Annotated in this window: 12 protein-coding genes; 8 read left to right on the top strand and 4 right to left on the bottom strand. The window is 60.6% G+C overall.

Translation table 11 applies throughout. The features are described from left to right. The first annotated feature begins 86 nt into the window (after positions 1-86). A complete protein-coding gene (locus JN524_RS09445; protein ID WP_202369184.1) occupies positions 87-332 on the top strand; it encodes a DUF1127 domain-containing protein in 246 nt (81 codons plus the stop codon). A 114-nt stretch (positions 333-446) separates the two neighbouring features. Here the strand turns inward: JN524_RS09445 and JN524_RS09440 are convergent, their stop codons facing one another. After that, complete coding sequence (locus JN524_RS09440; protein ID WP_202369183.1) at positions 447-1757, bottom strand: NAD(P)/FAD-dependent oxidoreductase; 1311 nt, start codon at positions 1755-1757, stop codon at positions 447-449. Between the two features lie 147 nt (positions 1758-1904). On the opposite strand from JN524_RS09440, the gene JN524_RS09435 reads away from it, so the two are divergent. After that, positions 1905-2258: a YkgJ family cysteine cluster protein gene (locus tag JN524_RS09435; protein ID WP_202369182.1), complete on the top strand. Its 354-nt coding sequence runs from the start codon at positions 1905-1907 to the stop codon at positions 2256-2258. A gap of 88 nt (positions 2259-2346) precedes the next feature. Here JN524_RS09435 and JN524_RS09430 read toward each other — a convergent pair whose 3' ends face one another. Further along, positions 2347-2835, bottom strand: a complete 489-nt coding sequence (locus JN524_RS09430) for an Lrp/AsnC ligand binding domain-containing protein (RefSeq protein WP_003177284.1) — start codon at positions 2833-2835, stop codon at positions 2347-2349. 156 nt (positions 2836-2991) lie between these two features. On the opposite strand from JN524_RS09430, the gene dadA reads away from it, so the two are divergent. The 6 genes from dadA (at position 2992) to JN524_RS09400 (ending at position 9084) form a co-directional block, all read left to right on the top strand. Further along, positions 2992-4296, top strand: a complete 1305-nt coding sequence (gene dadA / locus JN524_RS09425; RefSeq protein ID WP_025112723.1) for a D-amino acid dehydrogenase — start codon at positions 2992-2994, stop codon at positions 4294-4296. After that, complete coding sequence (locus JN524_RS09420) at positions 4268-4621, top strand: RidA family protein (protein ID WP_027610426.1); 354 nt, start codon at positions 4268-4270, stop codon at positions 4619-4621. The genes dadA and JN524_RS09420 overlap by 29 nt, the downstream gene beginning before the upstream one ends. Before the next feature lie 95 nt (positions 4622-4716). After that, positions 4717-5790 (top strand): alanine racemase, encoded by a 1074-nt coding sequence (gene alr, locus JN524_RS09415; RefSeq protein WP_202369181.1) that lies wholly within the window; start codon positions 4717-4719, stop codon positions 5788-5790. An 88-nt stretch (positions 5791-5878) separates the two neighbouring features. After that, complete coding sequence (locus tag JN524_RS09410; protein WP_007920393.1) at positions 5879-6427, top strand: cupin domain-containing protein; 549 nt, start codon at positions 5879-5881, stop codon at positions 6425-6427. Positions 6428-6609: 182 nt separating this feature from the next. Continuing rightward, positions 6610-7026 (top strand): c-type cytochrome, encoded by a 417-nt coding sequence (locus JN524_RS09405; RefSeq protein WP_025112727.1) that lies wholly within the window; start codon positions 6610-6612, stop codon positions 7024-7026. 135 nt (positions 7027-7161) lie between these two features. Further along, positions 7162-9084, top strand: a complete 1923-nt coding sequence (locus JN524_RS09400) for an acetyl-CoA hydrolase/transferase family protein (protein WP_202369180.1) — start codon at positions 7162-7164, stop codon at positions 9082-9084. Positions 9085-9212: 128 nt separating this feature from the next. Here the strand turns inward: JN524_RS09400 and JN524_RS09395 are convergent, their stop codons facing one another. Next, positions 9213-9785 carry a xanthine phosphoribosyltransferase gene (locus JN524_RS09395; protein WP_007962388.1) on the bottom strand — a complete coding sequence of 191 codons (573 nt, stop codon included), beginning with the start codon at positions 9783-9785 and terminating at the stop codon, positions 9213-9215. 54 nt (positions 9786-9839) lie between these two features. Continuing rightward, a complete protein-coding gene (gene rep, locus JN524_RS09390; protein ID WP_027610430.1) occupies positions 9840-11849 on the bottom strand; it encodes a DNA helicase Rep in 2010 nt (669 codons plus the stop codon). Between the last annotated feature and the right edge of the window lie 234 nt (positions 11850-12083).

Below are 12083 nucleotides of genomic sequence, written 5' to 3'. Positions count from 1 at the left end.
AATACAGATGTGTTGAATCTGTAATGCTTTTGCCGACCCGCGCATCATGGAATCTCTGGCTACCCAAGTAAACAGGAGCGACAAAAATGAACGGCTTGAGCGATGTGCGGCTGACGTTACACAGTCAGGAACTGGCGGCAGGGCAGGAGGACAGTGCATGGAATAGCGCCATGCGCAACGCGCCGTCCGGCCTGAGTCGCTGGGGCCTGTTCTGGCATCGTCTGCACACGCGCAAGGCGCTTTTGAATCTGACGCCGGAGCAGCTCAAGGACGTCGGGTTGACCCGGGAGCAGGCGCGGGAGGAAGGGTTGAAGCCGTTCTGGCGGCTGTAACCTGATTTGGAATGCATTCCCCTGTAGAAGCTGCCGCAGGCTGCGATCTTTTGACTTTATTTTTGAAGAGCAGAAGATCGCAGCCTGCGGCAGCTCCTACAGGGGTAGCGGCTTTCAGACCAGCTCCTTGAGCCGATGCCACAACATCCCCAACGCCAGCAGCGGCGAGCGCAAATGCTTGCCGCCGGGGAAAGTGATGTGCGGCACCTTGGCGAACAGATCAAAGCCACCGCTGTGCTGGCCGCTGATCGCCTCTCCCAGCAGTTTGCCCGCCAGGTGCGTGGCATTCACTCCGTGCCCGGAATAGGCCTGGGCGTAATATACGTTCGGCTGATCATTGAGCCTGCCGATCTGTGGCAGACGGTTGGCGCCGATGCCGATCATCCCGCCCCATTGATAGTCGATCTTCACGCCTGCCAGTTGCGGGAACACTTCGAGCATCTTCGGCTGCATGTACGCGCCGATGTCTTTCGGATCGCGCCCGGAATAATGGCAGGCGCCGCCGAACAACAAGCGTCGATCCGCCGAGAGCCGGTAGTAATCCAGCGCCACCCGCTGGTCGCAGACCGCCATGTTTTGCGGCAGCAGGCTGTGCGCCAGTTCTTCGGACAGCGGTTCGGTCGCAATGATGTAACTGCCGGCGGGCAGTACTTTGCCGCTGAGTTGCGGATTGAGATCGTTGAGGTAAGCGTTGCAGCCCAGCACCAGGGTTTTCGCCCGCACTGAACCTTGAGCGGTGTGGACGCGAACCTCGGTGCCGTAATCGATACGTGTCACCGCCGATTGCTCGAACAGCTTCACACCCAATTGCTGTGCGGCAGCGGCTTCGCCAAGCGCCAGGTTCAGTGGGTGCAGATGCCCGGAACCCATGTCGATCAAGCCGCCGACGTAACGTTTGGAGCCGACCACGGTGTGCATTTCATCGGCTTGCAGCAGGCGGGTTTCGTAGCGATAGCCGAGACTGCGCAGCTCTTCGGCGTCTTCGGCAAAGCCTTCGAGGTCGGCAGGTTTGTTGGCAAGGTCGCAGTAGCCCCAGGTCAGGTCGCACGGGATCTGGAAACGTTCGACGCGCTGACGGACGATTTCCACCGCTTCCAGGCCCATCAGTTTCATCTGGCGAACGCCGTCAGCGCCGATGACGTTGCTGAACTGATCGAGACCGTGGCCGACCCCGCGAATCAACTGCCCGCCGTTGCGGCCGCTGGCGCCCCAGCCGATCCGGTGCGCTTCCAGCAACACCACACTGAGGCCGCGTTCGGCCAATTCCAGCGCGGTGTTCAACCCGGAAAAGCCGCCGCCGACCACGCACACGTCTGCGCTCAGCTCGCCTTGCAGCGCCGGATAGTCGGGCTGCGGCAGGCTGCTGGCGGCGTAGTAAGAGGCAACGTGGGGTTGGCTCGCGAAGGTTCGGGCGCGGGCATTCATGGGCATCATCCAACGGCTGGGTGTCGAGAAAATTTGACGGAGCATAAGCCGCACGGCCGAAGACGGGCAACACTGGTCGGCCGTTGCTGTGTGGATCTCGGCTTTTGCGGCACAATTGCCGCCTATTTCATATGGGTTACCGTTTCGATGAGTTGCAACCGCCAGACCATTCGCGACCTGCGTCAGCAGATCCCCACGTTCGAGTGCGTGCCAGGCTGCCATGACTGCTGCGGGCCGGTGACCACCTCGCCGGAAGAAATGTCGCGCCTGCCGCGCAAGACCCGCGCCGAGCAGGATGCGGCGATGGAGGAGCTGAACTGTGTGCACCTGGGGCCCAATGGTTGCATGGTGTACGGCGAGCGGCCGCTGATTTGCCGCTTGTTCGGTACCACCAAAACCCTGCCGTGCCCGAACGGGCGGGGGCCGGTGGAGTTGATTCATCCGCGGGTGGAAAAGCAGATCTTCGAATACATGGCTTCGAATCGGCAGGTGCTGGTCTGAAAAGATCGCAGCCTTCGGCAGCTCCTACATGGAAATGCGTTCTCCTGTAGGAGCTGCCGAAGGCTGCGATCTTTTGATCTTCCAGATTTCAGTCCGGAATCGGCAGGCTCAGGCTCTCCTTCACCTCTTCCATCACGATATAGCTCTTCGACTCACGCACATGCGGCAGCTTCAACAGAATGTCGCCCAGCAGCTTGCGGTACGAGGCCATCTCGGAGATCCGCGCCTTCACCAGATAGTCGAAATCCCCTGACACCAAATGGCATTCCAGCACGTGCGGCAGTTTCAGCACCGCGCGGCGGAACTCTTCGAAGGTGTCGCCGGATTTGTAGTCGAGGCTGATCTCGACGAACACCAGCAGGCTACCCTTCAAGTGCTGCGGATTCAGGCGGGCGTTGTAGCCCATGATGATCCCTTCGCGCTCCAGTCGCCGCACTCGCTCCGTACACGGTGTGGTGGACAGACCAACCTTCTCCCCGAGTTCGGTAAACGATATGCGCCCGTCCGCCTGCAGGATCCGCAGGATGTTGCGGTCGATCTTGTCCAGCTCACGTTTGGTCTGAGTGTTGGTACGCATAGGGGATGCGCCTCCGTGAAAAGGGTTTTTGCCGAGAATTGTCGCCAAATATAGGCGCTTATATAGTGAAATGCACTGGCCATTCTTTTTTACACTGCGCGCATCATTGCTCTAACAACAGACGTACGCGGCCCCGCCGCGATGAGGGATACAAAAATGCGCGTAATGGTCTTGGGTAGCGGCGTCATCGGTACCGCCAGTGCTTACTATCTGGCCCGTGCCGGGTTTGAAGTGGTGGTGGTCGACCGGCAGCCAGCCGTGGCCATGGAGACCAGTTTCGCCAACGCCGGCCAGGTGTCGCCGGGTTATGCCTCGCCATGGGCCGCGCCGGGTGTACCGCTCAAGGCCATCAAGTGGCTGCTGCAGCGCCACGCGCCGCTGGCGATCAAGGCCACTGCCGACATCGACCAGTACCTGTGGATGGCGCAGATGCTGCGCAACTGCACCGCTAGCCGTTACGCAGTGAACAAGGAGCGCATGGTGCGTCTGTCCGAGTACAGCCGCGATTGCCTCGACGAACTGCGCGCCGAAACCGGTATCGCCTACGAAGGCCGCAGCCTCGGCACCACGCAACTGTTCCGCACTCAGGCGCAGCTCGATGGCGCCGCCAAAGACATCGCCGTGCTGAAAGAATCCGGCGTACCGTTTGAAGTCCTCGACCGCGCCGGCATTGCCCGTGTCGAGCCGGCACTGGCCAATGTCACCGACATCCTCGCCGGCGCCCTGCGTCTGCCGAACGACCAGACCGGCGACTGCCAGATGTTCACTACGCGCCTGGCGGAAATGGCGGTGAAACTTGGTGTGGAATTCCGCTTCGGCCAGGACATCCAGCGCCTCGACTACGCCGGTGACCGCATCAACGGTGTATGGATCGACGGCAAGCTGGAAACCGCCGATCGCTACGTGCTGGCCCTCGGCAGCTACTCGCCGCAACTGCTCAAGCCGTTGGGCATCAAGGCCCCGGTGTATCCGCTCAAGGGTTACTCGCTGACCGTGCCGATCACCAACCCGGACATGGCCCCGACCTCGACCATTCTCGACGAGACCTACAAGGTCGCGATCACCCGTTTCGACAACCGCATCCGCGTCGGCGGCATGGCGGAAATCGCCGGTTTTGACCTGTCGCTGAACCCGCGTCGGCGTGAAACCCTGGAGATGATCGTCAACGACCTTTATCCTCAGGGCGGCAATCTGGCCGAGGCGAGCTTCTGGACCGGCCTGCGTCCGACCACCCCGGACGGCACGCCGATCGTGGGCGCCACGCCGTTCAAGAACCTGTTCCTCAACACCGGTCACGGCACCCTGGGTTGGACCATGGCGTGCGGTTCCGGTCGTTTGCTGGCCGATCTGATGGCGAAGAAAAAGCCGCAGATCAGCGCCGAAGGCCTCGATATTTCCCGTTACGGCAACAAGCCTCAGGAGTCCGCAAAACATGGCAATCCAGCGCCAGCTCACCAATGAGCGCATGAGTCAGATCGTCACCCACAACGGCACCGTGTATCTGGCCGGGCAGGTCGGCGACGACTTCGACGCCGGAGTCGAACAGCAGACCCGCGAGGTGCTCGCCAATATCGAGCGTTTGCTGGATCTGGCCGGGACTGACAAGCAGCATCTGCTGTCGGCAACGATCTACCTGAACGACATCGAGGCGCACTTTGCCGGGATGAACTCGGTGTGGGATCAGTGGCTGCCCAAAGGCGCCGCGCCGGCCCGGGCCACCGTCGAAGCGAAGATGGCCAAGCCGAGCATCCTGGTCGAGATCTCCATCGTCGCCGCGTTGCCGTAACCGATTCAAAGATCCCTCTCCCGGCGCTGTTGGCGGTTCACGTCGTCAGTCGGCGCCGGTTTTTTATTTCCATGACCGCCTAGAAGTCTGCCGCCATGCGTCCTGCCCGTGCCCTGATCGACCTAGAAGCCCTGCGTCACAACTACCGAATTGCCCGCGAAGTCACCGGCGCCAAGGCGCTGGCGGTGATCAAGGCTGATGCCTACGGTCACGGCGCGGTGCGTTGCGCCCAGGCGCTGGAAACCGAGGCCGACGGGTTTGCCGTCGCCTGCATTGAAGAAGCGCTGGAGCTGCGCGCGGCCGGCATCAAGGCCCCGGTGTTGTTGCTCGAAGGCATCTTCGAGGCTGACGAGCTGGCACTGATCGTCGAGCATGATTTCTGGACCGTGGTGCATTCGCTTTGGCAACTTGAAGCCATCGAGCAGGCGGCACTGAGCAAACCGATCACCGTGTGGCTCAAGCTCGATTCCGGCATGCACCGCGTCGGCCTGCATCCGAAGGACTACGCGGCGGCCTACCAGCGCCTGCTGGCCAGCGGCAAAGTGGCGAAGATCGTGCTGATGAGCCACTTCGCCCGCGCCGATGAACTGCATGAGCAGAGCAGCGCCAATCAGGTCGCGGTGTTCGAAGCGGCGCGTCAGGGTCTGGCTGCCGAAGTCAGCCTGCGCAACTCGCCGGCCGTGCTCGGTTGGCCGCAGATCCACAGTGACTGGGTGCGCCCGGGCATCATGCTCTACGGCGCCACGCCGTTCGAAGAAGCCAACGCCGTGGCCGAGCGCCTGCAACCGGTGATGACCCTCGAATCGAAAGTCATCTGCGTACGTGAGCTGCCCGCCGGCGAGCCGATCGGCTATGGCGCCAAATTCATCACCGACAAGCCGATGCGCATCGGCGTGGTTGCCATGGGCTATGCCGATGGCTACCCGCGCCATGCGCCGACCGGCACGCCGGTGTTGGTGGCCGGCAAACGCAGCCGGATTCTTGGCCGTGTGTCGATGGACATGCTCTGCATCGACCTCACCGATGTGCCGGAAGCGGACCTCGGTTCGACCGTCGAGCTGTGGGGCAAAAACATCCTCGCCAGCGAAGTGGCGCAGTGGGCGGACACCATTCCCTACCAGATCTTCTGCAACCTGCGTCGCGTGCCAAGGCTCTATTCCGAGGGTTGAGGCCACTGCGGGGGCCAAGTGTTGTAAATACTGAACGCTGTCGCCATGATAACGCTCAATATTCTTACAACATCAGGAGGCTCCCGCCTTGGACGTCGGTGAACGACTGCAATCGATCCGCAAGCTCAAAGGGCTTTCCCAGCGTGAACTCGCCAAACGCGCGGGCGTCACCAACAGCACCATTTCGATGATCGAAAAGAACAGCGTCAGCCCTTCGATCAGTTCGCTGAGGAAGGTTCTGGGCGGGATTCCCATGTCCATGGTCGAGTTCTTTTCCGAAGAAATCCTGCAGGAAGTTCCGACCCAGATCGTCTACAAGGCCAACGAGCTGATCGACATCTCCGACGGCGCGGTGACCATGAAACTGGTCGGCCGTGCGCACCCGAGCCGGGCCATCGCGTTTCTCAACGAAATCTACCCGCCGGGCGCTGATACTGGCGAAGAAATGCTCACCCATGAAGGCGAGGAAACCGGGATTCTGGTGGAAGGTCGTCTGGAACTGGTGGTGGGTCTGGAAACTTTTATTCTCGAAGCCGGCGACAGCTACTATTTTGAAAGTACCAAGCCGCACCGTTTCCGTAATCCGTTCGACGCGCCCGCGCGACTAATCAGCGCAGCCACGCCGGCGAATTTTTAAAGACAGAGGTGCCAGGCCATGACGGTGAAGGCATCCGATGAGTTTTTCCACAGCGCGGTATAACCCCTTCGACTATGGGGTTGTTTCAGTGTGGCGGGCTACCCGCTATACTTGCGCCCGCCTGCGAACCGTGGCCGCAGGCGTGAATAGCCACCATTGAGGGTGAACGCGTGAACCTAATTATGAAAATGCTGGCCGCACCAGCAACCGTACTGGCCCTCTGGGCTGTCAGCGCTCAAGCTGCGACGAATGACGACATTGCCAAGCGCCTCGAGCCGGTCGGCCAGGTGTGCGTTCAGGGGCAGGAATGCAAAGGGATGGAAGTCGCTGCCTCCGCTGGCGGCGGTGGTGGGGCGAAGACGCCGGATGAAGTGATTGCAAAACATTGCAACGCTTGTCACGGTACGGGCCTGCTGGGCGCCCCGAAAATCGGTGACGCAGCGGCCTGGAAAGACCGTGCCGATCACCAGGGCGGCCTCGACGGCCTGCTGGCCAAAGCCATCACCGGCCTGAACTCGATGCCACCCAAAGGCACTTGCGCCGACTGCTCGGATGACGAGTTGAAAGGCGCGATCCAGAAGATGTCCGGCCTGAAATAAGCCGCGCTTCTGACGAAAAAAACCGTCTTCGGACGGTTTTTTTGTGCCTGCGATTCACGGCTTTCGCTGTCCTTTGCAGCAAAGTCGAGGCAAGCTCGGTCTACCCCTATTCACGGAACGGGCAGGAGGCTTCAGATGGTGCAGTTGTGTTCGATCGAACAGGCAGTGGACGAGGTGCTCGCACGTCTGCCGGCGCATATCCATATGGGCATGCCGCTGGGGCTGGGCAAGCCCAATCACTTCGTCAACGCGCTGTACCGGCGGATCAAGGACTTGCCCGAACGACAGCTGACGATGTACACCGCACTGTGCCTGGGGCGGCCGACGCTGGGCGACGGTCTGCAGAAGCGCTTCATCGAACCCTTCGTCGAGCGCGTGTTCGGCGACTACCCCGAATTCGATTTCCTCGCCGATCTGCAACGTGACAGCCTGCCCGCCAATATCCGTATCGAACAGTTCTTCATGCAGCCCGGCAGCCTGCTCAACAGCGCGCCGGCCCAGCAGGATTACGTCAGCAGCAACTACAGCCACGCGGCCCGAGACATCAATGCCGCCGGCCTCAATCTGGTAGCGCAATTGCTCGCCAGCAGCAGCGAACATCCCGATCGCCTGAGCCTGAGCTGCAACCCGGACATCACCCTCGACCTGTTGCCGATGATCACCAAGCGCCGCGATGCCGGGGAGACCATTCTGCTGGTCGGCCAGGTGCACACCGATCTGCCGTACATGCCCGGCGATGCCGAAGTCGATATCGACACCTTCGACCTGCTGATCGACGCGAAGGACAGCAGCACGCTGTTTTCCACGCCGAACATGCCGGTGGGTTTTCAGGATCACTTCATCGGTTTGCACGCCAGCACGCTGGTGCGCGACGGCGGCACCTTGCAGATCGGCATCGGTTCGATGGGCGACGCACTCACCGCCGCGTTGCTCGCGCGGCAAGCGGATAACGCCGGTTATCAGTCCTTGCTCAACGACATCAATCTCAGCCAGTGGGCGCAACTGATCGAGCGCGAGGGCGGTACCGCGCCGTTCGCCAAGGGCCTGTATGGCTGCAGCGAGATGTTCGTCAACGGTCTGCTGGTGCTGGCCGATGCCGGGATCATCCGGCGTAAGGTCTACCCCGACGTGCACACTCAGGAGCGGGCCAACGCCGGCACCCTCGATGAGTCGGCGCAGACCGATGGCATCTCGGTGCACGGCGGCTTCTTCCTCGGTCCGCGCAGTTTCTATGAGCGCCTGCGTGAGTTGCCGCAGAGCAAACGCCTCGAATTCAACATGACCCGCATCAGCTACATCAACGAGCTGTACGGACAAGAAGAATTGAAGCGCTTGCAGCGTCTCGATGCGCGATTCATCAACACCGTGTTCACCATGACGCTGATGGGCGCGGGTGTGGCCGATCAACTGGAAGACGGGCGGGTGCTCAGCGGCGTCGGCGGGCAATACAACTTTGTCGCCCAGGGCCACGCGCTACACGATGCGCGCTCGATTCTGATCCTGCGCAGCTGGCGCGAGTCCGGCGGCGAGGTCAGTTCGAACATCGTCTGGGAATACGGCCATTGCACGATTCCACGGCACCTGCGCGACATTGTGGTCACCGAGTACGGCATTGCCGATCTGCGCGGCAAGACTGACGCGGTGGTGATCGAGTCGTTGCTCAATATCAGCGATTCACGCTTCCAGCCGGGGCTGATCGAGCAGGCACAGAAGGTTGGCAAACTGCCGAAGGATTTCCGCCTCGATCCGCGCTTTGCCGATAACACTCCGCAACGTTTGCAGGCGATCGCGTCGAAGCATCCGAACCTGTTTCCAGAGTATCCGCTGGGCTGTGATTTCACTGCGATCGAGCGGGATCTGCTGCGGGCGCTGAACTGGCTGAAGAGCAAGTTCAAGCTGAGCGAGATATTGGAGCTGGGCAAGGCCGCGCTGGATGCGCCGGAGGCTTCGACGTTCCCCGAGCACCTTGAACGTATGCGACTGACCAACCCGGAAGGCCTGAAAGAAGAGCTGTTCCAGCGCCTGCTGCTCACCGGCCTCAAAGCCACCGCACAATAATTGTCTACCGCAAACCTGTAGGAGCTGCGGCACGCTGCGATCTTTTGATGTTGATTGTAAAAATCAGGATCAAAAGATCGCAGCCTCGTTGCACTCGACAGCTCCTACAGGGGAGCTGCGGTGTGGCTTTATTCGATGAAGGTGACAACGCCATCCTTCAGCGACTTCACGCGGGCCAGCGATTCAACGCGGTAGCCCTGCGAATCCAGCTCGGCACGCCCACCCTGGAACGACTTCTCGATCACTATGCCCAGACCGGCCACGGTGGCACCGGCCTGCTTGATGATCGAGATCAGCGCCTGCGAAGCCTTACCGTTGGCCAGAAAGTCGTCGATGATCAGCACGCGGTCGCTGCTGGTCAGGTGACGCGGGGAGATGGCCACGGTGCTTTCGGTCTTCTTGGTGAACGAGTAAACGGTCGCCGACAGCAGGTTTTCGGTCAGGGTCAGAGACTGTTGCTTGCGGGCGAAGATCACTGGCACGCCGAGGTTCAGACCGGTCATGATCGCCGGGGCAATGCCCGAGGCTTCGATGGTGACGATCTTGGTGATGCCCGAATCCTTGAACAGCGTGGCGAATTCGTCGCCGATCAGCTTCATCAGGGCCGGGTCGATCTGGTGGTTCAGGAAGGCGTCGACTTTCAGGACCTGGTCGGAAAGCACGATGCCTTGTTCGCGGATTTTCTGCTGCAATGCTTCCATGAAGCTGTCCTCGTTCAGCGCCTGTGCGCCCTAAGCTTTAAAAAGTGGTCAATTCTAGCGCTTTAACATCGCGCGTATATCAGCCAATGCGCTATTGCCGCGCACAGCTTTGACTTCGGTCGGTGTGTCGTCGTTGCCTTCCCACGCCAAGTCGTCCGGCGGCAGCTCATCGAGGAAGCGGCTTGGCGCGCAGTCGATGATCTCGCCGTACTGTTTGCGCTTGGCGGCGAAGGTGAACGCCAGGGTCTGACGGGCGCGGGTGATACCCACGTAGGCCAGGCGGCGTTCCTCCTCGATGGTGTCGGCTTCGATGCTGGAGCGGTGCGGGAGGATTTCCTCTTCCATGCCCATGATGAACACGTAAGGGAATTCCAGGCCCTTGGACGCATGCAGGGTCATCATCTGCACGCCTTCGGCGCCGTCCTCTTCTTCCTGCTGACGCTCGAGCATGTCGCGCAGAACCAGTTTGCCGATGGCGTCCTCGACGGTCATCTCGCCGTCTTCGTCTTTTTCCAGGGTGTTCTTCAAGGCCTCGATGAGGAACCAGACGTTGCTCATCCGGTAGTCCGCAGCCTTGTCGCTGGAACTGTTGGTTCGCAGCCAGTTCTCGTAGTCGATGTCCATGACCATGCTGCGCAGGGCCGAGATCGGGTCTTCGCCGGCGCACTGCTCGCGCACCTTGTCCATGAAGCGCTTGAAGCGCGACAGGCGATCGGTGAAGCGGCTGTCGAGATGTTCGCCCAGGCCGATTTCGTCGGTGGCGGCGTACATCGAGATCTTGCGTTCGGTGGCGTAGTTGCCGAGTTTTTCCAGGGTGGTCGAGCCGATTTCCCGGCGCGGCACGTTGATCACGCGCAGGAAGGCGTTGTCGTCGTCCGGGTTCACGATCAGGCGGAAGTAGGCCATCAGGTCCTTCACTTCCTGACGGCCAAAGAAGCTGTTGCCGCCGCTCAGGCGGTACGGCACCTGGTGGTGCTGCAACTTCAGTTCGATCAGCTTGGCCTGGTAGTTGCCGCGATAGAGGATCGCGAAATCGCTGTACGGGCGGTCGGTACGCAAGTGCAGGCTGAGGATTTCCATGGCCACGCGCTCGGCTTCGGCGTCCTCGTTGCGGCAGCGGATCACGCGGATCTCGTCGCCGTGGCCCATCTCACTCCACAGCTGTTTTTCGAATTCGTGCGGGTTGTTCGAGATCAGTACGTTGGCGCAGCGCAGGATGCGGCTGGTGGAGCGGTAGTTCTGCTCGAGCATCACCACTTTCAGCGACGGGTAATCGTCCTTGAGCAGCATCAGGTTTTCCGGCCGTGCGCCTCGCCAGGCGTAGATCGACTGGTCGTCGTCGCCCACCACGGTGAACTGATTGCGCTTGCCGATCAGCATCTTCACCAGCAGGTACTGGCTGGCGTTGGTGTCCTGGTATTCGTCGACCAGCAGGTAACGCACCTTGTTCTGCCACTTTTCGAGGATGTCGGCGTGCTCTTCGAAGAGCTTTACCGGCAGCAGGATCAGGTCGTCGAAGTCCACCGCGTTGAACGCCTTGAGCGTGCGCTGATAGTGGGTGTAGACGATGGCGGCAGTCTGTTCTTTCGGATTGCGCGCGTTTTCCAGCGCCTGGGCCGGCAGGATCAGGTCGTTTTTCCAGGCGCCGATCATGTTCTTGATCTCGTCGACGCCGTCGTCGCCTGCGTATTCCTTCTGCATGATGTCGGTCATCAGGGCTTTGACGTCGGTCTCGTCGAAGATCGAGAAACCGGGTTTGTAGCCCAGCCGCGCATGCTCCTTGCGGATGATGTTCAGGCCCAGGTTGTGGAAGGTGCAGACCGTCAGGCCGCGACCTTCGCCAGCACGCAGCAGGGTGCCGACCCGCTCCTTCATCTCGCGCGCGGCCTTGTTGGTAAAGGTCATGGCGACGATGTACTGGGCGCGGATGCCACAGTTCTGGATCAGGTGCGCGATCTTGCGGGTAATCACGCTGGTCTTGCCGGAGCCTGCGCCGGCGAGCACCAATAGAGGGCCGCCGACGTAGTTCACGGCTTCTTGCTGCCGGGGATTGAGTCGGGACATACGAAAATTCGGGAGTCGTTGACGAAATGGGCCGGCATTTTAACAGGCTCAGCGATTTGTGCTGCTCTGTCCGACTTGTGACGTACTACGCGATTCAAATTTGCCGGTTTTGTTACTTTCGCGGAGGATGCACGGTGATTTTGCGGCTAATGTTCTCATTCGTGACACAAAATAACGTTCTGATAATCGTTGTCATTGAACATCGCAACGGCATAATGCCCCGCCCACATCATT

Source organism: Pseudomonas sp. MWU318 (assembly GCF_016756945.1).
Taxonomy (GTDB): Bacteria; Pseudomonadota; Gammaproteobacteria; order Pseudomonadales; family Pseudomonadaceae; genus Aquipseudomonas; species Aquipseudomonas putida_A.
This window is presented reverse-complemented; position numbering and strand designations above follow the sequence as displayed.